Source organism: Mycobacterium zoologicum (assembly GCF_020181635.2).
GTDB lineage: Bacteria > Actinomycetota > Actinomycetes > Mycobacteriales > Mycobacteriaceae > Mycobacterium > Mycobacterium zoologicum.
The window spans coordinates 105,865-127,669 of sequence record NZ_JAYJJS010000010.1 but is presented as its reverse complement, the minus strand read 5'-3'; the positions used below and the strand labels follow the sequence as shown (position 1 = coordinate 127,669).

Annotated in this window: 21 protein-coding genes and 3 pseudogenes; 12 read left to right on the top strand and 12 right to left on the bottom strand. The window is 64.6% G+C overall.

The genetic code is table 11. The features are described 5' to 3' along the window. Positions 1-16: 16 nt before the first annotated feature. Entirely contained in the window at positions 17-1,525 is a 1,509-nt protein-coding gene (locus K6T84_RS10840) for a serine hydrolase domain-containing protein (RefSeq protein ID WP_408066090.1), read from the bottom strand. Positions 1,526-1,575: 50 nt separating this feature from the next. On the opposite strand from K6T84_RS10840, the pseudogene K6T84_RS10835 reads away from it, so the two are divergent. Together K6T84_RS10835 and K6T84_RS10830 are read left to right on the top strand one after the other, a co-directional pair. After that, positions 1,576-1,656 (top strand): annotated as a pseudogene (locus tag K6T84_RS10835) (hypothetical protein); the annotation flags it as partial. A gap of 18 nt (positions 1,657-1,674) precedes the next feature. Further along, positions 1,675-3,114, top strand: coding sequence for a recombinase family protein (locus K6T84_RS10830; protein WP_225401022.1), 1,440 nt, complete (start codon positions 1,675-1,677; stop codon positions 3,112-3,114). Between the two features lie 20 nt (positions 3,115-3,134). On the opposite strand, the gene K6T84_RS10825 is transcribed toward K6T84_RS10830, so the two are convergent. From K6T84_RS10825 to K6T84_RS10805, 5 genes and pseudogenes are all read right to left on the bottom strand, one after another. After that, positions 3,135-3,422 carry a hypothetical protein gene (locus tag K6T84_RS10825; RefSeq protein WP_225401021.1) on the bottom strand — a complete coding sequence of 96 codons (288 nt, stop codon included), beginning with the start codon at positions 3,420-3,422 and terminating at the stop codon, positions 3,135-3,137. Between the two features lie 237 nt (positions 3,423-3,659). Further along, positions 3,660-3,938 (bottom strand): hypothetical protein, encoded by a 279-nt coding sequence (locus tag K6T84_RS10820; protein ID WP_329786676.1) that lies wholly within the window; start codon positions 3,936-3,938, stop codon positions 3,660-3,662. After that, positions 3,935-5,557, bottom strand: coding sequence for a replication initiator (locus K6T84_RS10815; RefSeq protein ID WP_225401019.1), 1,623 nt, complete (start codon positions 5,555-5,557; stop codon positions 3,935-3,937). The genes K6T84_RS10820 and K6T84_RS10815 overlap by 4 nt, the downstream gene beginning before the upstream one ends. Further along, positions 5,554-6,955, bottom strand: a pseudogene (locus K6T84_RS10810) (FtsK/SpoIIIE domain-containing protein). The gene K6T84_RS10815 and the pseudogene K6T84_RS10810 overlap by 4 nt, the downstream one beginning before the upstream one ends. A gap of 88 nt (positions 6,956-7,043) precedes the next feature. Beyond that, positions 7,044-7,388, bottom strand: coding sequence for an SCO3933 family regulatory protein (locus K6T84_RS10805; protein WP_225401018.1), 345 nt, complete (start codon positions 7,386-7,388; stop codon positions 7,044-7,046). A gap of 328 nt (positions 7,389-7,716) precedes the next feature. On the opposite strand from K6T84_RS10805, the gene K6T84_RS10800 reads away from it, so the two are divergent. Then, complete coding sequence (locus K6T84_RS10800; RefSeq protein ID WP_329786675.1) at positions 7,717-8,472, top strand: DUF5919 domain-containing protein; 756 nt, start codon at positions 7,717-7,719, stop codon at positions 8,470-8,472. A 3-nt stretch (positions 8,473-8,475) separates the two neighbouring features. Continuing rightward, entirely contained in the window at positions 8,476-9,327 is an 852-nt protein-coding gene (locus K6T84_RS10795) for an inositol monophosphatase family protein (protein ID WP_225401016.1), read from the top strand. A gap of 254 nt (positions 9,328-9,581) precedes the next feature. Here the strand turns inward: K6T84_RS10795 and K6T84_RS23980 are convergent, their stop codons facing one another. Both K6T84_RS23980 and K6T84_RS10790 read right to left on the bottom strand, forming a co-directional pair. After that, the gene (locus tag K6T84_RS23980) at positions 9,582-9,734 is read right to left on the bottom strand and encodes a DUF8730 family Cys-rich protein (RefSeq protein ID WP_491562382.1); all 153 of its coding nucleotides are present in this window, start codon (positions 9,732-9,734) and stop codon (positions 9,582-9,584) included. Between the two features lie 163 nt (positions 9,735-9,897). Next, positions 9,898-10,269 carry a carboxymuconolactone decarboxylase family protein gene (locus tag K6T84_RS10790; protein WP_149773148.1) on the bottom strand — a complete coding sequence of 124 codons (372 nt, stop codon included), beginning with the start codon at positions 10,267-10,269 and terminating at the stop codon, positions 9,898-9,900. 117 nt (positions 10,270-10,386) lie between these two features. Between K6T84_RS10790 and K6T84_RS10785 the strand changes: the two genes are divergently transcribed. Both K6T84_RS10785 and K6T84_RS10780 read left to right on the top strand, forming a co-directional pair. Continuing rightward, the gene (locus tag K6T84_RS10785) at positions 10,387-10,656 is read left to right on the top strand and encodes a metal-sensitive transcriptional regulator (RefSeq protein ID WP_149773147.1); all 270 of its coding nucleotides are present in this window, start codon (positions 10,387-10,389) and stop codon (positions 10,654-10,656) included. A 42-nt stretch (positions 10,657-10,698) separates the two neighbouring features. Then, the gene (locus K6T84_RS10780) at positions 10,699-11,112 is read left to right on the top strand and encodes a DUF302 domain-containing protein (protein ID WP_202374931.1); all 414 of its coding nucleotides are present in this window, start codon (positions 10,699-10,701) and stop codon (positions 11,110-11,112) included. 136 nt (positions 11,113-11,248) lie between these two features. On the opposite strand, the gene K6T84_RS10775 is transcribed toward K6T84_RS10780, so the two are convergent. Together K6T84_RS10775 and K6T84_RS10770 are read right to left on the bottom strand one after the other, a co-directional pair. Beyond that, positions 11,249-11,587 carry a DUF732 domain-containing protein gene (locus K6T84_RS10775; protein WP_149773513.1) on the bottom strand — a complete coding sequence of 113 codons (339 nt, stop codon included), beginning with the start codon at positions 11,585-11,587 and terminating at the stop codon, positions 11,249-11,251. Positions 11,588-11,603: 16 nt separating this feature from the next. Beyond that, positions 11,604-12,059, bottom strand: coding sequence for a DUF5078 domain-containing protein (locus K6T84_RS10770; protein ID WP_149773514.1), 456 nt, complete (start codon positions 12,057-12,059; stop codon positions 11,604-11,606). A gap of 571 nt (positions 12,060-12,630) precedes the next feature. Here K6T84_RS10770 and K6T84_RS10765 point away from each other — a divergent pair. The 3 genes and pseudogenes from K6T84_RS10765 to K6T84_RS23890 all read left to right on the top strand — a co-directional run bounded on the left by K6T84_RS10765 (position 12,631) and on the right by K6T84_RS23890 (position 17,038). Beyond that, positions 12,631-13,062: an MmpS family transport accessory protein gene (locus tag K6T84_RS10765; protein ID WP_149773515.1), complete on the top strand. Its 432-nt coding sequence runs from the start codon at positions 12,631-12,633 to the stop codon at positions 13,060-13,062. Further along, entirely contained in the window at positions 13,059-15,968 is a 2,910-nt protein-coding gene (locus K6T84_RS10760) for an MMPL/RND family transporter (RefSeq protein ID WP_188108935.1), read from the top strand. The genes K6T84_RS10765 and K6T84_RS10760 overlap by 4 nt, the downstream gene beginning before the upstream one ends. A 27-nt stretch (positions 15,969-15,995) precedes the next feature. After that, positions 15,996-17,038, top strand: a pseudogene (locus K6T84_RS23890) (TQO small subunit DoxD). Between the two features lie 166 nt (positions 17,039-17,204). Here the strand turns inward: K6T84_RS23890 and K6T84_RS10745 are convergent. Both K6T84_RS10745 and K6T84_RS10740 read right to left on the bottom strand, forming a co-directional pair. Beyond that, positions 17,205-18,383, bottom strand: coding sequence for an NAD(P)/FAD-dependent oxidoreductase (locus tag K6T84_RS10745; RefSeq protein ID WP_149773516.1), 1,179 nt, complete (start codon positions 18,381-18,383; stop codon positions 17,205-17,207). 234 nt (positions 18,384-18,617) lie between these two features. Continuing rightward, positions 18,618-19,349 (bottom strand): peroxiredoxin, encoded by a 732-nt coding sequence (locus K6T84_RS10740; protein ID WP_372585098.1) that lies wholly within the window; start codon positions 19,347-19,349, stop codon positions 18,618-18,620. Between the two features lie 347 nt (positions 19,350-19,696). Between K6T84_RS10740 and K6T84_RS10735 the strand changes: the two genes are divergently transcribed. The 3 genes from K6T84_RS10735 to K6T84_RS10725 all read left to right on the top strand — a co-directional run bounded on the left by K6T84_RS10735 (position 19,697) and on the right by K6T84_RS10725 (position 21,794). Then, complete coding sequence (locus K6T84_RS10735) at positions 19,697-20,008, top strand: YgaP family membrane protein (RefSeq protein ID WP_225401011.1); 312 nt, start codon at positions 19,697-19,699, stop codon at positions 20,006-20,008. Between the two features lie 143 nt (positions 20,009-20,151). Then, complete coding sequence (locus K6T84_RS10730; protein ID WP_149773517.1) at positions 20,152-21,609, top strand: NAD(P)/FAD-dependent oxidoreductase; 1,458 nt, start codon at positions 20,152-20,154, stop codon at positions 21,607-21,609. Further along, the gene (locus K6T84_RS10725) at positions 21,606-21,794 is read left to right on the top strand and encodes a hypothetical protein (protein ID WP_220696935.1); all 189 of its coding nucleotides are present in this window, start codon (positions 21,606-21,608) and stop codon (positions 21,792-21,794) included. The genes K6T84_RS10730 and K6T84_RS10725 overlap by 4 nt, the downstream gene beginning before the upstream one ends. The last annotated feature ends 11 nt before the right edge of the window (positions 21,795-21,805 follow it).

Genomic DNA, 21,805 nt, shown 5'->3' with positions numbered 1-21,805 from the left:
TGGCGAGGCTCTCGCCTCAGTTGCCGTACAGATGCAGCGCCCGGCCGGTCACGGTGGCCACGTCGCCGCTGAGTCCGGCGATGGGCGGGCCGCCGCGCTGATGGATCACGTTGGCTAGCACGATCACATAGGTGTCCGACCCCGGGTCGATCCACAGCGTCACCCCGGTGAACCCGGTGTGCCCGAAGCTGCCGATCGGAAAGATCATGCCGCGCGGCCGGGAGTGGCCGGTGTCGATGTCCCAGCCGAAGCCGCGCAGATCCTGCCCGCCGATCGCCGGATAGCTCGCAGCCAGCAGGGGATCGATCCGGTTGGGTGTGTTTGCATTCGCTTCTTGTGCAGCGGCGTTCGCGGCCACCAGTTGTGCCGGGTCGTGCCCGGGTTGCTGGGGCGTCGTCATCAATTTCAGGGTCGATTGCTGCAGCGGGAACGGGCTCGGGCGCCCGGCGAGTCGATCGAGGAGAGCCTGGGCGTACCTGCCGATATCGGCGGCGGTCGAGAACACTCCGGCGCTGCCGGCCACCCCTCCCATCCGGCGTGCTGTCGGATCCTGCACCGTGCCGCGCAGCAGCTGATCGAAATCGGGGTTGATCTCGGGGGTGTCTTCGTCACGTGCCGTCGGCGCGATGCGGGCCAACAGATCTGTGCGCCAGCTGCCCACCGGGCACTCGCCGCCCCGGGCCGCGCCGGCGTCGAACGTGATCGCCGTACCGCGGATCTGGTGTGGGCCACAGGCTTTGGCGGCGGGCAGATAGCGGGTGTCGGCCATGCCCAGCGGGGCAAAGACGTTGTCCTGCACGTAGGTGTCCAGCGGTTCGCCGGTCAACGTCTCGACCAGGGTGCCCAGGATGATGAAGCCGATGTCGGAGTAGTGGAATAACTCGCCGGGGCTGAACTCCAGCGGTGCGGTCAGGGCCCGATGAACACCGTCGGCCTTGTCGGCCTCGGTCAGGCCCCATGGCCCCTGGTGGCTCAGATCGCCCCCGATGCCCGACGTGTGGGTGAGCAGCATGCGCAGCGTCACCTGCGCGCGTCGGGGGTCGTTGGCCTCGTTGAACTCGGGCAGGTAGGTCTGAACGGGTTCGTCGATCCGGACCCGGCCCTGCTCAAACAGCTGCAGGACGGCGACGGTCGTCGCCAGGCACTTCGTCAACGACGCGATGTCGAAGATGGTGTCCTCGGTCATCGGCTCGGCCGGCGCGGGCGAGCCGTCGAGCGCGGGTTCGTCGGCGAGTCTGCGCACGCCGAAGGCCTGGCTGAAGGCGATCGTGCCGGCGTGACCGATCCGGACCACCGCGCCCGGCAGCCGGGGTACCGCGATCGCGTCGTTGATCAATTGGGAGACCGGTGCGATCAGCTCTTCGCGAGGTGCGTAGGGCGCATCGGGACGAGGGATGACAGGCACCGTGGTGGTTGGGGCAACCAGGGGCCGCGCAGGCGGGGGCTCCGGGTGGCTGCACGACGGGACCGCTGCAAGCACCAGCACGGCGCAGGCCCGGGCGATAGGTGATCCCGCGACCGTCACAGCATCGAAGGTAACCGTCGGATCTCTGGATGTGTTCGCCGGCGGAGCGTTGCGGCGCCACGCGTGGCCTGCACGCCCACCACATCCGGCACTGGGAACACGGCGGGGCCACCGAGCTATCCAAGGTCATAAGTTGTTAAAATACCCTCATGTCTGTGAGGAAATCTGCTGGTCAGCGTGTTGGGGTGGGGTCGGCGGCGATTTATGCCCGCATTTCCTCGGATGCGGAGGGCACGGGGTTGGGGGTGGCGCGGCAGTTGGAGGATTGCCGCAAGCTCGCTGAGGATCGGGGCTGGCCGGTCGGGGCCGAGTATGTCGATAACGATGTGTCGGCGTTTTCGGGTAAACCGCGCCGCCAGTACGCGCAGATGCTGGCTGATCTGGCATCCGGTGATCGTGATGCGGTGATCGTTTACAACCTGGATCGGCTGCATCGACGGCCGGTGGAGTTGGAGGAGTTCGTCACGCTGTGCGAATCGGTGGGGGTGCGCGATGTGGCGACGGTGACCGCCGACATCGACCTGGGCAACGATGACGGGTTATTCATGGCCCGTATTTTCGCGGCGTTCGCCGCCAAGGAGTCCGGCCGCAAGTCGGCCCGTATCCGCCGCAAGATGTTGCAGAACGCCCAGGCGGGGTTGCCGCATGGTTCAGCGCGCCCGTTCGGGTATGAAGCCGACAAGATCACCGTGCGCGAATCCGAGGCCGCAGTGGTACGCGAGATGGTGGATCGGTATCTGGCGGGCCAGTCCCTGCGGTCGTTGACGATCTGGCTCAACGAGTCGCAGGTTGTCCCGAGCGTGGCGAAGTCGTGGCAGACCACCGCGGTGCGCCAGGTGTTGTCCTCGGGCCGTATCGCCGGGCTGCGGGAGCATCGCGGCGAGGTGATCGGCCCCGCGGTGTGGCCCGCGATCATCACCCCAGTGCAGCGGGATCGGGTGTTGGCCCGTATGGCGGCACGCTCGGTGACCAAGACCCGCACCGCCCGCACCTACCTGTTGTCGGGGATGTTGCGCTGCGGGCGCTGTGGCCACCGACTGTATTCCCAAGCCCGGCGCAGCAATCCGCAGAATCGGGTACGCCGGTATGTGTGTTTGAAAGGCCCCGACCATGGTGGGTGTGGTCGGTTGACAGTGGTCGCCGCCCCGGTCGAAGAACTTCTGACCGAGGCTGTGTTGGTGCGGCTGGATTCACCGCAGTTGGCCGACGTGTTGGCCGGCAAAGCCACCGCTGATGCCGATGTCGCCGCGTTGGCCGCGCAGGTCGATGCCGATCGGGGGCGTCTGGATGAGTTGGCCGGGTTGTATGCCGACAGTGCGATTACGGCGCGGGAGTGGATCGCGGCGCGTGATCCGATCACCGAACGCATCACGACGGCCCGCCGAGATATCGCCACCGCCACCGACACCACGGCGGTGTTCGAGTTGGCTGGAACCGGCGGGGTGTTGCGCATGGAGTGGGACGGGCTGGATTTGGGTCGCCAGCAGGCGATCATCAAAGCGGTGTTGGATCACGCCGTGATTGCACCGGGGACACCTGGCTCACGCAGCTTGGATATCAGTCGCGTAGAACCGTATTGGCGCGTTTAGCTGCGCCGCAGGCGACCGGCTTAGGTATGCAGGTCGCGTATCGTCTGTGCGTTGAGTTCCTTTGTGCCGCCGAAATGGTGCCAGTTGATGTGTGCCCCGCTCGGATGGAACCAGCCCATGGCAAGTGTCTTGCGGCCGAGTTCTTCGAGGGTTTGCGCGACCACGACACCATCGGCGTCGATAACCTGGTCGCCGACGAGTTTCCAGCCGTGGTCGAAGGCGATCAGCCGAGCAATCTCGGTATGGCTTCTGCCGACGAAGGTTGTGACGCCGACCTGTATCTCGGCGCCTCCGGGTACATTTCGCATCCCTGCCTCCTTTCTCATTCCCCTGCCCGCCACAGTTGCGAGGTAAGTTCGATCACTGTTGTCACCAGTTCCATTATCCGGTGTCTTGGCGCGACGACGGCCGGAACTTTCCTCTGCCGATTGGCCAGACCGGTACCGTCGTGCCTTCGAGTTGGCCGGCGCGGGCAGCGTTGAGCGGCGGCTGCGGCCTGATCTGGAATTCGTGTGCCAACACGCCAGCGGCAGGGCCGTTTCCGATCATGCCGTCATCGCTTCCGGCGCCTCGGGGATTTTCGGCGTAGATATCGACCGTGCGCGGCGGGTGCGGCGGGTGTGAACCGTTAACCCAGCCGGGCGGACAGCGCCGAGCAAGGTGGCGATCCGGCCAATGACGGTGGGATCAGTCACGATGGCCGGCACGTTGTTTCGTTCACACGACGCGGTCAGCCATGCGAGGAACTCGGGCCGTTCATACAACGGCAGTACGTCGAGACCATTGCAGCCTGCCCTGCCGCCGGCGGGTGCTGTGGCCATCATCCGGCACCCGGCGACGTGGGCGGCGCACTTCTCGTGGCGGTTCGGGTTTCGTTGATGCCGGTGATGCGGGCGGCAATATGGCGCAGGGCTGCCGAGACGACCAGGACGCGCTCACCGGCGCTGGCGTGTCCGGCGTGGTCGAACTCCCAGGCCACCACATCGGGGTCGATCACGTCGTGGAACTGCTCATCGGGTGCTGTCGTTTGACGAGAGCGTTTCGACTGATTGCGTTGCGCCGCCGCTTTAATCGCCTCGTGGCGGGTCCAGGTGGCCCGGGCGCTGCGCAGGGCACCCATCGTGGTGGAGTAGTGCCGGGATTTGGTGGTGATGTGCCCGCGATAGCCCAGGGTATGCAGCCAGCGCTCGATCCCCGCCAATGTGCCACCGCCGTGCTCGGCCAGCCCGGCGATGGTGGCCAAGATAGCCCGCACATGGTCGCTGACGGCCAGCTCACCGATCGCTTCGGCGGACAATCGTCGGGCGGTAATGCCGAAGTCGTGCAACGATTTGGTGACGTACTTCGCCAAATATGCAGCGACCCGACGTGGTGAGAGCCGCGGCGAGGCGCTTGCCCGGGTTCCCGTCGTGACGGGATCGTGCGCGGCCGTGTCGGTTTCGGATGTCAATGCTTGGGCATCGATTTGGGTGCCGAACCGCAGCGTCCGCACGCCGCCCTGGTCCGGTTGATCGTCACCGGCGGGTATCTCGATGCGGACGCGACCGGCGGCGTGGTGAATCAGTGCAGTCAGTTCGGTGGCGGTGATCGGTGACGACCAGCCGGGATGCTGGCCGATGATGCGACGGGGCTCCCCACCACCGCACGCGGCGGCGGGGCCGTAACCAATGTGGTCACGTGAGGCGGTGGTAGCGGTGGCGGTATCTCCGGGTGGGTCGAGCCGGATCAGCGCGTGAATGTGCGGGATGGCGCGGGCTTGCAGCTCCACCACCTTGACAAAACTCACCCGCACCGAATCCGTAGATACTCCAACGCCTTTCAGGTGTGTAGTGACGGCGCGTCTCAGTGCGATGGTGAAGCGCCGCCACAGCTCGGGCAGATGCCAAGTGAACAGCACATGCCCGAGATAGTCATAACATTGCCCGCACAAGGGTTGGCCCACGTCGGGATCACCGATGGCATGAATCTTGGCGCAGTACAGCAAGTTACCGTGCCGACACCGCTGTGTCGTGTCGCGTGGTGTGCGGGCGTGGCAGGTGGTGCCGGTGGCGTTGTGGACGCTGCCGTAGCCGGGTGCGGTGAGCGTGGCGAACACCTGCGGGCGATCGGCGACCTCGGCGGGTACGTCATGATGACCTCCAGCGGCACCGGCGTGCACCAGCTGCCAGGTGTCGCGAGCATACAAGTCCGCGCACGATGGGCAGACGGCGGCGCGACGGTTGTTGCAGCGCGTCCACACCGTATGCCGGCGCCCGCCCGTGTCGGCTCCGACCAGCTCGATCGGGTGGGCGCAGTAGCCGACCGATTCCACCCGCCGCCACCACGTCCCGAAACTGGGTGAGTAGGCACGGCGGCACATCTGGCCGATCACCGCATCCGCATCGACGGTGGTGGGCAGGCCCGGCAGCACGATCACCGGGTCCTGCGTCGTTACGGTGTTCACCGGTTTCCCTGTTCGCCGCCGCGCGGTGCCCGAAAGGTGCGGGCCAATGCGGCGATGTCGCTGTCGGTGACGTGGAAGGCCCGGACCCGTACCGGTTCGGCGGTGCCGTCGATCATCACGTACCCGACCCCAGGGGTGGCATCGGGGATGAGGTCGCATTCGGCGCCGGCATCACGGGCGCCTTGGCCGAGCACCATCGCGGTCTGGGTGGCTTCGGTCATGCGCAGCCCGACCCGCACGGTGAACAGTTGACGCACCGGCAGGGTGTCTTTGGCCGGGTCTTGCACCGTGGCGATCACTGAGATACCGACTGCACGCCCCTGGGATAACAGCAGCCCGAGCAGTCCTTCGATCTCGGCGCGCAGCTTGCGATCGGTGACATAGGCGGTCAGCGCGGCGACCTCGTCGATGACCACCATGTACAGCGGTTCGGCCTCGGTGGGGGTGTGCAAGCGGGTGTGGCCGCGCAACCGCGCGGCGCGGGCCTGCATCAGCACCACCAGCTGGCGCAGCATCTCCACAGTTCGCGCCGACGCGTCGGTGCAAAACACCGAAAATATCGGCGCGCCCGCACCCAGTTCCATGCCGCCTTTGGGGTCGATCACGCACAGCCGCACCCGCCCGGTGTTGACCTGGTGGTGCCAGCCCGGCGATCAGCGACCAGAGCACCGAGCCCTTGCCCGCTCCGGTAGCCCCAGCGACCAGGATGTGGTTACCGAGAACCGGCAACGTCCACCAACGTCGGGCTTCGGTGACCCCGACTCGGACCGCACTCGAATCGACCGGCGTTGTCGGGGTTGGCATGGGCAGGCATACCGGGTTGGCCAGCACGTCACCGCGCATGATTGTCACCCGCAGCTCTCCTGCGGTTGTCGGGCGGATCGCCAGGCGGTCAGCGCGCCAGGTTGCCGCCAACGCCGCGGTCTGCTTGTGCCAGTCGTTGACCGATTGACCGGTGGCCACCCGGACCACCAGTACATCGGCACCGCGGCCGATGCGCATCGAGCACAGTTGCGGAACGAGCACGCGATCACCGGCTTTGGTGGCCAGCCCGTGCAGGGTGCACACCGATTCCCAGTTGCGGCGATACCGCGACCATGATCCCCAGCGCTGTCGGGCCGGATCGATCACCCACGCATCGAACGTGCGCGGGTCCAGGATCGCCCACAGGACGTAGGCAGCGGTGGCAAACGATGCGGTCGCAAAACCCGCGTGGGTGCCGTGGCTGACTCCGATCCAGAGCGCGAGCACGACGGGGATGCTCACGGCGGGAAACAGGATCGCCCACCACAGCAGGTAACCGGTAGCGGTCAACAGCGAAGAAATGAGTTCGCCGAACCAGTCAGCATCAGCTGAGTCAGGATTACCGCGGCCGGTGGGATGGGATGTATTCGACATGATGTCACGCTTTCTTCAAAAATCGTTGGCGAGATGATGGGCCGGCCCGGTCGCACAGGCTCGTGCAACCGGGCCTGACCCCTGGCTGTCAGCGGCCCTGCTGGCTCGGTGATTTCGCTACAGCGGTGGCCGAGTCGGCGGCGGTGATCGCCTCGGCGCGAAATGCCACACCGCTGCGGTCTCCTTGGCTCCACGGGATCGCCACGAGACCGGACACGGAGACCGGTTGTGTCACGGCAATCTTCGGATCACCGACCACGGTGACCGTCAGGACTTCACCGCCGGTGTCATCGAGGGCGAGCAGCTGAATCGAATACAGCTGCGCCCCGGTGGTGGGGTCGATCTTCGGGCTTCCGCTCTCGAAGTTCAGTCGCGGCTCGGCCGGCTTGGTCACGATGAAACGGCTCGTTGACGTATCGAGTTTCAAACGCATATCGCACCTCCATGGGCGGTTGTTAACTGTTGTCGTGCAACGGGTTTCGTTGCACCACTTCACTTCAGCAGTTCAGCGCGGACATGTCGGCCCCATCAGGTGGCCATCTACGGCCACCGGATGGACAGATAGGGACACCGGGCGGACAGGCACCCATCGGTGGAGTATCCGGGGATGATTTCGGCGTCAGGTGTGGCCGCGTTCGCTACTGTGAATGCCGCGATCCGCCGATCACTGGGGAGGAACACCGGGGGCCATGGCAGCATCGACGTCCATCCGCGATCCCGCGTCCGGTGCCCGCCTCGCCGATGCCCTCGCTGCCAAGCAGATGACCGTGCCGCAGCTTGCCAGCAACGCCAAGGTGTCGATCAAGTCGATCCGGCGCTGGCTCAAGGGGGAACCGATCAACCGGGCGGCTGCCTATGCTGTCGCGCAAGCCCTCGAAGTTCCCGTGTGGGAAATCTGGCCCGACCTGGGACCAACCAACACGCCCACCACGGCGGTGACAGCCGATGATGGCGAAACCGAACCGGCGCTGTCGGTGGCCGACCACGGCATCATCGACGCATTCGTATCCCGCGCCGAGCTGACCCGCGCCTACCCACCCGCGGAAATACTGGCCGAAGCCACGCGAGTGCAGGTCATGGGCTTATCGCTGAACCAGGTCGTGCAATCGGTCTCCGACCGGCAGCTACGGACAGCGCTCGGCGGCGGTCTTGAGCTGCAATGCCTGTTTTTGCAGCCCTACAGCCGCTACATCACCGACCGAGAATCCGAAGAAGCTCACGCCGCCGGAGTCTTGTCGCAGCTGACCGCAACCAACATCGACACCCTCAAACGCGCTCGCCGCCACCTGCCGGCCGAGATGGCGCACCGGTTGCAGTTGCGCACCTACGATGCGCCGCTACGGTTCCATATCATGGTCGTCGACGACTCACTGGCGCTCGTCCAGCTCTACCTACCGACCGCACGCGGCACCGAATCACCCGCACTCGTGCTCCGACCCACCACCACACCACCGGACCTGTTCACTGAATTCGCCACCGTCTTCAACGACGCCTGGGCCACCGGAAACGAGGCGTAACCGTTGACCAGCCCAACCCCTGACCGCGCCCAGCTCGACCGCTACCAGCTCATCGCGTTGCAGGCGGTGGCCATCGGCACCCGCACCCTGACCGACGCGCACGGGCCAGGACGCATCACCGACAAAACCGACCGCGACATCGTCACCGAAACCGACTTCCACGTTCAGCAGGCAGTCATGCGCCACCTATCAGCCGCCACACCCGATGCGGTGTTTCTCGGCGAAGAACAAACCGGCCAGATCGCAGACGACGCCCTGAAGCAGATCACCCCAACCGAGTTCGGTGACGCCCCGCTTGCCTGGGTTCTCGACCCCATCGACGGCACCAGCAACTACGCCCACGGCATCCCGCTGCACGCGGTCTCACTGGCCCTGGCCTGCTTCGGTGAACCGGTCGTCGCCGTCACCGCCATCCCCGCCCTCAACACCACCTACCACGCCACCCGCGGCGGCGGCGCCTTCTGCAACAACCAGCCCACCCGCGTACGCAACACCACCGACCTGCGTAAGGCCATCGTCAGCATCAACGACTACGCCACCGGCGACAACGCCGAGACGAAGAACCGACGGCGCCTGGCCATCACCGCAGCGCTCATCCCGGCCGTCGAACGCATCCGCATGTTCGGTGCCGCCACCATCGACCTCGCATTCGTCGCCGCCGGCCTCACCGACGCCGCCATCCTCGACACCAACAAGCCCTGGGACACCGCCGCCGGAGTTCTCCTCGCCCGTGAAGCCGGGGCCGTCGTCACCGATCTCAGCGGACACTCACATACCGCCACCGGCGCCAGCACCCTGGCCGCAGCCCCAGCCATCGCCGCCCAACTCACACAGCTCACCGCCCAACCACGCTGACCACACTGCGCCGGTGGCCGGCTCCCTCCGGGCTTCGCTCCGCTCCCTTGCGCTGCCGTCCGCTGGCGCTCCCGTCCGCGCCGGTCGCTGCGCTACACCCTGCGTCCGCCGACCATAACACACCTCCGCCCACGCCCAGGGCGGACCAGCCGAGCCAAGACGCCGAGCACTGACGCTGCGCCCAGCTTCGGCACCATCACCGGCCGTATGGCGTCCGCAGAAGCCGATCCTGACCCTGCCGGTGAGGACTTTCTTCACTGGTATCGAGGCGTCTCATCCTGCAGCGCCTCGCTCCTGCAGGTGCACCGTTGACTCGCCGGCACCGACCGCATGACGCTGTCGGCATGCAAGCCGCACCCCGCCCAGGTGACCTTGCAGCAAAATGGGCAACTGACGGGGTAGCACATCAAGACTCCAATCACGGTGAACGTTGTGGGCGTCAGACCAACGTCAGACCCGATTCGGCATTGGGGGATCTTTGCGTCCGCCCGTGCGGGGCTGTCAGCGTCGGCCTATAGACACCCCGGGGGCGTTTCGCCCTCAGTCAGCAGAGCAGGACCGCGCTGCGCCTTAGGCGGACCCCATTGAGGCGTCTGCATCGGCGAACTCGCAGAACGCTTGATATGCCCGCGCACCGTAGATCGTGGCGGGTCCACCGTGCATCAGGATGCTGACCCCGATTGCTTCGGCGGCTTCTTCCTTCGTCGCTCCAGCCCGTGCCGCGCCCTGAGTGTGCGAGGCGATGCAGCCATCGCAACCGGCGACGACCCCAATGGCCACAGCGATGAGTTCCTTGAATTTCTTGTCCAGCGCGCCGTCGGTCAGTGCGGCACTGCTCATCTCACCAAAGCCGCGGTAGACCCCGGGGATCATCTGACGCAAAGCGCGGTGCTGCGGGTTGAGTTCGTCAAGCACATCGTGATAGTGGCCTTTTTCGCTCATGAACAGAGTATACCAGTACCCGCATAGGTATAGTCGAGGTGTGCATTGGCACCTGGACGGCCATCTTCATACCCCGGCGGGTACTATCATTGGTCGAGTGGATTGAGGAGAGAGAAATTGGCTGGCGATCAGGACAGTGTGACGGCGGTACTCAACAGGCTGCGCCGGGCGCAAGGCCAACTCGGTGGCGTCATCGCCATGATCGAACAGGGCCGTGCGTGCGAGGACGTGGTCACTCAACTGGCGGCGGTGTCGCGCGCCCTTGACCGTGCGGGGTTCAAGATCGTCGCAGCTGGGCTGCGCGACTGCATCGCCGGCAGCGGTCCAGATGGCGAACCGTCACTGTCGGAGGCGAAGCTGGAGAAGCTTTTTTTGGCACTGGCCTGAGCATGGCCTAGCCGTAGCGGGATTCGCGGATCAGGAGGAGTGATGACAGCCGGATTGAGCGCGACGGTGCACGCACCGTTTGGCGATGTAGTCAAGCGCACCATTGAGGCGTTGGCGGATCAGGGTTTCGGTGTGCTGACGACGATCGACCTCACGGCGACGTTGAAGCAGAAACTTGAGTATGACATGGAGGATTACCTAATCCTCGGAGCCTGTAACCCGGCGCTGGCTCAACGCGCCCTAGACGTGGACCGTCACATCGGACAGTTGATGCCGTGCAATGTCGTGGTGCGATGCGATCCTGCCGGCCCCGCCGGAGGTGTCCTCGTCGAGGCGATGGACCCCACCGTGATGACCCAGACGACCAGTCAGACGGGCTTGCAGGAGATAGCCGACGAAGCGACCACCAAATTGCGTGCCGCCATCGACACGCTGATCCGAGCGAGTTCATCGTAGGCAGGTTCCCGACGCTCGCAGGCCGGGGATTTCTCCCGGTCTCGGTTGTTGCTTCTGCCCTCGATCGTCAAACCCGTGTCGACGTTCTGGCTCCCGGGCGCTCGTGACCGCGACCGCGGGCATACCTCGCCTGCGTTCAGGCCGTGCCCACCGCCACCGGTGCGTCATGTATGAGGCCTGCTCGGTCCGGGCAGTAGAACGCGATCGCGGTCGCGAGGAATTGCCATGACCGACTCCGATCGGTGCCCGTCGGGAGGTTGTCGGCGATAAAAGCCGCGGCGCGGCCGGGGCTGGCGTCTATGCCGTTTCGCTGTCGTTCACAGACGATCTTGCCGAGCCAGGCGTCGTAGTCGTGTGGGCCGTAGATGCCGTAAGTGTGCAATTGTCCGACGAAGTCGCTGTCAGTGTCGGCGTGCGCCGGCGCCGCCAGGGATGCCGCTGTGGCGATGGCCGCGGTAAGACTGATGATCTTCATGTGCTCGCCGTTCCCCTCAGCCCCAGACGGAGTCGTCACCCGGCGGGTATTGACCGCAGGATTGGGCTGTTTTGGCCACCACACCCTTATTGTTGAAGAACAGCTTCCCCCAATTGGGCCAACTTGCGGTCAGCGGGTCCGCCAGGTGCGTTGCCCAGTCCTCAGATGTTGCCCTGCGCTGCGCTGGCGCCATGGCGAAGAATCGGTGGATTTCGTCTTGCGCTGCTCGTTGGATTTCCGGCGGGTGGTTGTGCATATCGATGATGTAGCGCTCGTAGTACACCGGCGTGTGGTCGCGAGCCGCAGCTAAGAGCTGCTCAGCGGTACAGGTTGTAGTGATGATCCGACGAGGTATCGGGTAGTCGTCAGTGGAATCCGCCACTGCCGCGGGCGACAGCCAGGCGCCGACCACGCCGAGCGTCAGCAATGCAGCAGCACCCACACCGGCCAAACATCTCCCCGATTGAGACATATCGCGTGCAGCCCTCCTTACGCCAAGCCAGATCGCGCGGTGCCGGTCGTCAGCAGCTGGAAACGTCCTTCGCCCAGACGCTGGCGGACCCTCAATCCAGCACTTCCGCATGAGTTCCGCACCGACGTCTGGCACGCTGCGCCTGAACTGTAATATACCCGTACCGGTAGGGGCTTTCTCTGGCTTCGGACAACTCATTTCACATTCTTTATACCCTATAGGGTATAATTCGAGCGTGGCGGACGCAAGGGACACAGCTCCAAGGCTGGCATTACCGCGTCCGGAAAATGAAGACGGAGCCAGTATTCGGTGAGGGCCCACAAGGAGGGACAGTGAGATCGAGATGGGGCGCGCCGACGCGTTCGGCGTCGACGCTGGCGGCACTCGCTGAGGCGACACGGCCAGTCCTACGCCCTGGCACATCCGTCGGGGATCGGCCTCCAGTCGTTCCTGGAATGTGTAGAAACATTGCCCCAACCCACACCCTGTCCAACACCCCCGACGTGCGCAATTCATCTGCCATGCAACGGCCCACCGCTGAAACCACGCGAACCTGTGGCGGTGAACGTCGATGCTGACGCTGTTCAAACGCCTGTGGGTTCCACTGGTGGTCGCCGCTGCCGCGGTCGCCGGGACCGTGGCCGTAGTCAATCTACGCGACGCGTTCGGCGCTGACGAGATCTTCGGCTGGAGTGGCAGGGGATCCGAAATCATCGAGTCGATCAACGAAAAGCACATCACCTACGAGGTCTTCGGCCCTGCGGACACCGCCGGTGGCGTGAGCTTCTTGAACCGGGACACCCAGACCGAGCAGGCTCAGTACACCGGCTTGCCGTGGACTCATGAGATCATCACCACCAGCCCGGCGGTGATCGGCAACCTGGTGGCCCAGGGCGACGGGGATCAGATCGGCTGCCGGATCACGGTCAACGGCGTGATCAAGGATGAGCACGTCGTCACCGGCCACCACGCCCAGGTGTTCTGTCTGGTGAAGGCCGCATGAGCGCGCACGACAGGACCAGCCGCCCGGCCTACATGCGGCTGGTCCGCACGCTGGCGTGGCCGCTGATCGTCTTCTGGCTGCTGCTCACCGCCGGGCTGAACCTGCTGGTGCCGCCGATCGAGTCCGTGGCCCGCACCCACGCTGTGACCATGTCGCCGCAGGACGCACCGGCGATGATCGCGGCCAAGCACATCGGTAAGAAATTCGAGGAGTTCGACTCCGACTCGATGGTGATGCTGGTGCTGGAGAGCGACGAGAAGCTCGGTCCCGAAGCGCACCACTACTACGACGGCCTGATCGCCAAACTCGACAAGGACCACACCCACATCCAGCACATCCAGAATCTGTGGGGGGATCCGATCACCGCGGCCGGTGTGCAGAGCACCGACGGCAAGGCCGCTTACGCGCAGATCCACACCGCCGGCGACCAGGGCAGCACGCTGGGCAATGCCTCGGTCGACGCGGTGCGCAAGATCGTCGCCGCCGACCCGCCGCCGCCGCCGGGACTGAAGGTCTATGTCACCGGTCAAGCGGCGCTGACCACCGACATGACCGAGGCCGCCGACCATTCCATGCTCACGATGATGGGGGTGACCGGTCTGGTCATCATCATCATGCTGTCGATCGTCTACCGCTCGGCGGCCACGGTGGCGCTTGCGCTGGTGATGGTGGGCTTCGAGATGGGCACCGCACGCGGCCTAGTAGCGCTACTGGGAAATCTGGGCCTGCTGGGTTTCTCGACGTTCGTGGTCGCGATGCTGTCATCATTGGCGATCGCCGCCGGCACCGACTACGCGATCTTTCTGATCGGTCGCTACCACGAGGCGCGCAACGCCGGTGAAGACCGGGAAACCGCTTGGTATTCGATGTTTCGCGGCACCTGGCATGTGATCCTGGGTTCGGGCCTGACCATTGCCGGGGCCTCGCTGTGCCTGCATTTCGCCCGGTTGTCCTACTTCAAGGCCCTGGGTATCCCGTCGGCGCTGGGGTTGCTGGTGGTGATCGCCGGTGCGCTGACCGTCGCCCCCGCCGTCGTCGCGGTCGCCGCCCCCGCGTTGGACCCCAAGCGGGTGGAGGGCCGCGGCTGGCGTCGGATCGGTACCGCCAACGTCCGTTGGCCCGGACCGGTGTTCGTCGCCGCCCTGCTGGTCACCCTGGCCGGGATGCTGGCGGTGCCGGGGATGAAGATCAGCTTCAACGACCGCTACTACATCCCGAAGGATCTGCCGTCGAATGTTGGCTACGACGCTGCCGAGCGGCATTTCAGCGCGGCGCGGATGAACCCGGACATGCTGATGGTCGAGACCGACCACGACATGCGCAACCCCAGCGACATGATCCTGCTGGACCGGATCGCCAAGAACATGTTCCGCAGCCGCGGCATCGAGCGGGTGCAGAGCATCACCAGACCGCTGGGCAGCCCGATCGACCACACCTCGATCCCGTTCCAGATCAGCATGCAGGCGGTGCCGATCCAGGAGAACCTGCAGTTCATGAACGACCGGATGAGTGACATGCTCAAAATGAGCAATGACCTCGACGGCACCATCATGTCGATGACCCGACTGCGTGATCTGGTCAGCCGGATGGGCGCCACGACCGGTCGGATGTCTGCCGATATGGCCTCGATCGACGAGACCGTCGAGGAGATCCGCGACCACATCGCCGACTTCGACGACGTCATCCGCCCGATCCGCAACTACGTCTACTGGGAGCAGCACTGCTTCAACATCAATGTCTGCTGGGCGGCCCGTTCGGTCTTCGAGGCCTACGACGGCATGGACAAGTTCAGCATGAAGATGCAGCCGCTGCTGCAGGACGTCAAGGACATGGACGCCGTGCTGCCCGAGATCGTCGACCAGTTCGATCCGATGATCGCGATCGCGAAATCGATGCAGGGCAGCCTGCTGTCCATGCACTCCAGCTTCTCGGGTCTGGTCAACCAGATGTCGCGGATGACCGACACTGCCGGGGCGATGGGGCAGGCGTTCGACGCGTCGAAGTCCGACGACTACTTCTACCTCCCGCCGGAGGCGTTCGACAATCCTGACTTCAAGAAGGGGCTGGAGCTCTTCCTGTCCCCGGACGGCAAGGCCGCACGGTTCATCGTCACCTACGACGCCGACCCGGCCACCCCGAAGGGCATCGCATTCGTCGAGCCACTGCTGGCCGCCGCCCATGACGCGGTCAAGGGCACGCCGCTGACCGACGCCAAGTTCTACCTGACCGGCACCGCCGCGGTCTACAACGACATCCAGACCGGTTCACGCTACGACATCCTGATCGTCGGCACGGCCGCGGTGACCCTGATCTTCATCGTGATGCTGCTACTCACCCGAGCGCTGGTGGCCGCGGCGGTGATCGTCGGCACCGTACTGCTGTCACTGAGCGCGGCGTTCGGGCTCAGTGTGCTGGTCTGGCAACACCTCCTCGGGCTGCCGCTGAACTGGATCGCCCCGGTGTTCGGGGTGATCATCCTGCTGGCGGTCGGTTCCGACTACAACCTGCTGTTGGTCCTGCGATTTCAGGAGGAGATCGGGCTGGGGACCCGCACCGGCATCAAGACCGGCATCATCCGCTCGATCGGCGGCACCGGGTCAGTGGTCACCGCGGCCGGGCTGGTCTTCGCCTTCACGATGATGTCGATGGCCGCCAGCGACCTGTATTCGATCGGCCAGGCCGGGTCCACGATCGGGCTCGGGCTGCTGTTCGACACCCTGATTGTGCGATCGTTCCTGACGCCGGCGGCCGCCGCGCTGCTCGGACGGTGGTTCTGGTGGCCCCAGCGGGTGCACAACCGACCGGTACGCGACATGGCACCGCCTACCACGCCGATCCCGGTGGCTGTTCTGCCACCACCGACCGGCGACCAAACAGGCACCACACAACATCCGGAAACGCAATAACACACACGATCAGAGAAAGCGTGACACGTGCCCGCCAAGAGTGTTGATGAAGGCTTAGACCGTACCCAGACCCCGTTCGCTACCGCCGCACTGGTCGCTCTGCCCGTGCGCCTGGTCCTCGGCTGGACGTATTTCTCGGCCTTCTGGCGGCGAGTCGTGCTGTCCAACAAACTGAATCCAGATCTACCGGGCTACGTCGGTGAGAAGTTCAATCATTTCCTGCCTCATTCGATCGGGATCGGGCCGATCATGGAGCATCTTCTGACCGCACCGGGCCTGCTTCGCGTCGCCATGATCGCATTCACGATCGTCGAGGGCATCGCTGGCGCCTGTATGATCCTCGGTTTGTTCACCCGGCCCGTGGCGGTAATCGTGTCAGCCCTGGCGTTCGGAATCTTGATCAGTGCCGGATGGTTGGGTACCACCTGCCTGGACGAATGGCAGATCGGGATTCTCGGCGTCGCCGGCGGGCTGTTGTTGTTCCTCAGCGGCGGGGGCACTACTCTCTGGACGGATTCCTGGCGGCAAGGAATAACGCGTTCACCCGCACGCGAATGTTTTCCTGGCTGACCTCTGGCGATGTGACACTCGACCGTAGAGCCGTATTCGCCGGGTCAATCGCTGTGCTGTCCTTGACGCTCTTCACCAACCAGTATTTTCACGGTGGCTTGTATGGTCCGCTGCACAATAAGTCGATTGCACCGACCATAGAGATATCTGACGCTCGCATCGATACCGACGTGCTGCGGTTCACGATCTATCGCACTGACGGTGTCGACGTGTACGGGTCTTTTCTCATCGGCGTAGCAGTCACCGACGACACCGCGGGCAAGAAGGTCGTGAATTTAAACGCCGACCAGCTGAGCCGACTGCCGCAACACGTTATCGCCAACCGGTACATAGCCAAGGTCAAGCCCGGCGCGCACAGTCTCATCGTCCCGCTCGGCGCCAAGGCAGAACTGACGATGAACACCGGCTCCGCACGCCCGAACACTGATCATCGTTACCGATTGACGCTGACCGACATCAGTGGAGCCACCTGGAGCCAGGAGATAGTGGTCGGCAGTTGACGACGGGTGGCTTGACGACTTCAGAATGCCAGGGCCGGGAGTGTCCATGCTGCGTACCGTTCCGTCCCGTGCTGATACGGCTGTGCCGGCCAAGGCGCGATGACAGTCGCCTTGGCCGGCACAGGAATCCAAGCGGCCCCGCAGAGACTGCGGGCTCACGCCGCGGCTACCCGGCTGTTGCGGCAGGGCGCTCCCACACTGCCCGCCACTGGTGCTCCTCGGCGTGTTTGTCGCTGTTGAGTTCGGCTGACGGTGGGCTCAGATGGATGGCTGGGTACGGAAGGGTGAAGAAGTCTCCAGCACCGCGGGCGGAGGTGCCCGCACCGGTGTCGATGTAGCAGTACCCCTCACCCGAGAGAGCCCCAGCACGGTCGGTCTTGCCGAGGTAGTGCAACACGTTCTCTGCAGCGGTTTTTGCCCCGTTTCGGGCGAAGATCGCTGCCTTCGGCAGGGAGCGGCCCGATGGGATGGTGATCGAGGTGGCGTCACCGACCGCGAAGATACCTGGGTGCTGGGTCTGCATGGTGTTGACGTCAACCGTGATCCAGTCGTCCCCGTCAAGGCTGAGGGACGGTTCGTGCGGGGGGATGAATACCAGCATGTCGAACTCGGCTTGGGTTTCATCGTGAAACTCGATGATTCGGCGGTCACCGTCAACGCGTTCCACGTTCCGCTCCCCGTGGAAGTCGATGCCGGCACCCTTGAGCAGTTCCACCAGCTCAGGCCCTGCGTAGGGGCCTGCTGAGGGCATCGGATGCGTTTCGGGGCTGTAGACAGACATCTGGGTTGCCGCTCGTGCACCGCTGTCACGCAGGAGATCCGCAGCCAGCAGTGCGCCTTCGTACGGGGCGACCGGGCAACGGAAGGGCTGGGATGTGATCAGAAAGACCAGCTTTCCGCCCGTGAAGCCCCGCAGGGCGCGGTGCGCGGCACCGGCCGCTTCGATGCCGTAGTAGTGCACGGCAACGCCTCGGTCCATCGCGTCCGCCAATCCGGGCACCTTGTCCACCGCGTTACGCGCCCCGGTGGCGATCACCAGCGCATCGAACGGAACGTCGGTGCCGTCGTCCATCGTGACGGTGTGCGCCAAATGGTCGATGGTTCGGGCGGTACCAGTGACGGTGCGGACACCCGACAACGCCTCGACGGTGGGCCGGATCGCGACGCTGTCCTGATCACGCCACCCACGCATCACCCAGGGCAACGTGAAGCCCATGAAATGAGAGAAGTCCTGGTCGACGATGGTCATATCCACGTCGTCGAGTGAGGCGCCAGATTCCCTGAGCTCGTTGACGACGCTGAGTCCACCGACACCGGCACCCAGAATGAGTAGTTTCTTGACCATACCGATACCTTCCATCCTCGTTACATTGCGCACGCACACCATTGGGTGTGCGAGTTGAGATCCCTGCGAATGCGACGGCCATGCCGGGACATTCCGCAGTGATGGTCGGGCAAGCACCATCGCCATCGGGGGATCCGCGCCCCGGCGGAACTACCGACCCGATCGCAGTCGGGACAGATCTGGGTGTCGGCTGCGCCTGGGCAGCGTTGCACAACCAGCCCGCACCCCACGCTCCTACGCGTCAGGTTGCCCGGACCGAATGGCCGCCTCGACCTCTTGTACGGCGATCTGCTTGGTGCAGAAGAACCAATCCTGGCAGTCGAGGCCTTCGACGTCGCCGTCCATGCGCTCCTTGGCGGTTCCGCAGGAACCGGCGGTCGGCACGATCACCGGCTCACCCGGGCGCCAATCCGCCGGTGTCGCAACGTCGAAGTGGTCCGCGGCCTGCAGGGCCTTCACCACCCGCAACAGTTCGTCGAAGTTGCGACCGATACTCAGCGGGTAGTAGATGATCGCCCGGATGGTCCCGCGCGGGTCGACGAAGAAGACCGCGCGCACAGCCTTCGTGGTGTCTTCCCCTGGCATGATCATTCCGTACTTGCCGGCGACCTGCATCGAGACGTCGTCGATCAGCGGGAAGGTGACCTCGACGTTGCGCATGTCGCGGAAGGCGATCTTGTCTTTGATCGTCCGCAGCCAGGCGATGTGGCTGTAGAGGCCGTCCACAGACAGGCCCACCAGGTCTGTGTTGTAGGCGGCGAACTCCTCCTGCATCGACGCGAACGTCACGAACTCACTGGTGCACACCGGCGTGAAGTCCGCCGGATGGGAGAACAGGATCACCCACTTGCCGGCGTAGTCGCCGGGGAAGTTGATCTCGCCCTGGGTGGTGACCGCAGTGAAGGTCGGTGCCGGGTCGCCGATGCGGGGCATCTGCACGATCGGCGCGTTCTCTGTCGTGGTCATCCTTGATCCTCCTCAATCGATCCATAGCAACTGCTTGCACCCTAACAGATACCCCACCGGGCATCCATGCAGAGGAGCGGACATGTGAACATCACATGGCAGGCCTGGATCGCATTGCACCCCAACGGAAGTCAACTCTAGGACAATGCCACGCCGGCCCTTCGGGTGATCACCGATCTGGTAAATGTGAGGAAGGTCACATATACCTATAGGGGTATTGACAAGAATGATCTCATATACGCTACCGGGTATATGATCAACGGTGACGCACCTTAGCGGCGATGCGCCGCGAAGTTCGTCAGCGATGCGTCACCGAGCCGTCAACAAACCGGAAAGGTTCCAGCCCAATGCAGGACAACAACAGCCACGACGCACCCCCGACCCGGCGCATGACATTCGGCATCCCGCAACCAGCCGGATGGCCACTGGAACGGGTACTGCACCTCATGGCGGGAATCATCGTGCTGACCAGCCTGACTTTGGGGCAGCTGCTCGACGGGCGCTGGCGGATACTCACCGCGTTCGTCGGTGCCAACCTGCTGCTCGATGCGATGGTCGGCTGGTGTCCGGCAAAACTGCTGCTCCACCGCCTTGGCATAGCCACGACGTTTGAACGAGCACTGCGGTCGTCGCCGAAGTCGACCCCCGCTTGCCGATAGGCGCGATCCGCTCTTGAAGGGCGGAACGTGTGACGATGCGCATCCGCACGAAAAGTCATGACATACATACCCCGATGGGTATAGACTGGGATTCGAGAATGATCCTGCCGACAAGCTGAACCCACTCAAATCAGGAGGATCTCATGGCCCGAGTCGCCATCCTCGGTGCCGGAATTGCCGGACACACCGCCGCAATGCACCTTCGCCGAATGCTCCCCCGTAAACATGAGGTCGTGGTGGTCTCGCCCGAGCCGGACTGGAACTTCATTCCGTCGAACATCTGGGTCGGGGTGGGCCGGATGGAGGCGAAGAAGGTGCTCATCCCGCTGGAGCCGATCTATAAGCGCAAGGGAATCGGCTTCCATCAGGGGTTTGCCACCACCATTCATCCCGCGGGCAGCCCCGAGCAGCCGTCACCGTCGGTGGACTTCACCTACACCGATCCCGTGCGTAGCGGCGAGACCGGCAGCCTCACCTACGACTACCTCATCAACGCCACCGGCCCGAAGTTGAACTTCGCCGCCACGCCCGGACTCGGACCCGACGGGCACTCCTGGTCGGTGTGCACCGCCGCACACGCCGCCGAGACGGCCAAGGCGTTCAACCAAGTCGTCGCCAAACTCAAAACCGGCCAGAAGCAGCGTCTGGTCATCGGCGTCGGGCACGGCACCTCCACGTGCGAGGGGGCGGCCTTCGAGTACACCTTCAACGTCGAGCACATGCTGCGCGCCGCCGGCGTCCGCGACCTCGCCGAGGTCATCTACCTGACCAACGAATACGAACTCGGCGACTTCGGTGTGGACGGAATGAAATTCGTCGACAAGGGCTTCACCCAGTCGAGCCGGCTGTGGACCGAGTCACTGTTCCGGGAACGTGGCGTCAAAGCCATCACTCAGGCGCACGTGAGCGAGGTGATGGACGGCAAGCTGCGCTACGAGCAACTCGACGGTACCGAGCACGACCTCGACTTCGACTTCGCGATGCTGCTGCCGCCGTTCCGGGGTGCCGGCCTGAGCGCCTATGACAAAGACGGTGCCGACATCACCTCCACTCTGTTCGCGCCATCGGGTTTCCTGAAGGTGGATGCCGATTACTCGGGCAAGCCCTACGAGGAGTGGTCTGCCGACGACTGGCCGCGCACCTACGAATCCTGTGCCTACCCGAACATCTTCGCCCCGGGCATCGCCTTCGCCCCACCGCACTCGATCTCGCAACCGCGCAAGAGCCCCAACGGGACGGTCATCACCCCCAGCCCGCCACGCACCGGCATGCCGTCGGGCATCATGGCCAAGACGGTCGCCCAGACCATCCGCGACCGTATCGCCCGCGGCGGCCAAGCCCCGGCCCACCACGCCTCGATGGCGGCCATGGGCGCCGCATGCGTGGCATCGGCCGGCGCCGGGTTTCGCGACGGCTCCGCCGCGGCGATGACGATGTTCCCAGTCGTTCCCGACCCGGTGAAATACCCGCAGACCGGCCGCGATCTGGCAGGCACCTACGGTGAGATCGGGCTGGCCGGCCACTGGATCAAGGCGCTGCTGCACCACCTGTTCATCTACAAGGCCAAGGCCAATCCGTTGTGGTGGCTGATCCCCGAGTGAAAGGCCCTGCCGTGGACGACGACATCTACACCACCGCGAACGCTCAGACCGCAGAACGTATCGCCGACGCCCCGCTGCCCACCGATGCCACGCTGCGGACACGCCAGAACCTGCCCGTCCAGGCGTGGCGCTTCGCCCGCCTCAACCTCAAGATGCTGCGCATCATCTACCGCGGACACGGCTGAGGGAAACCGGA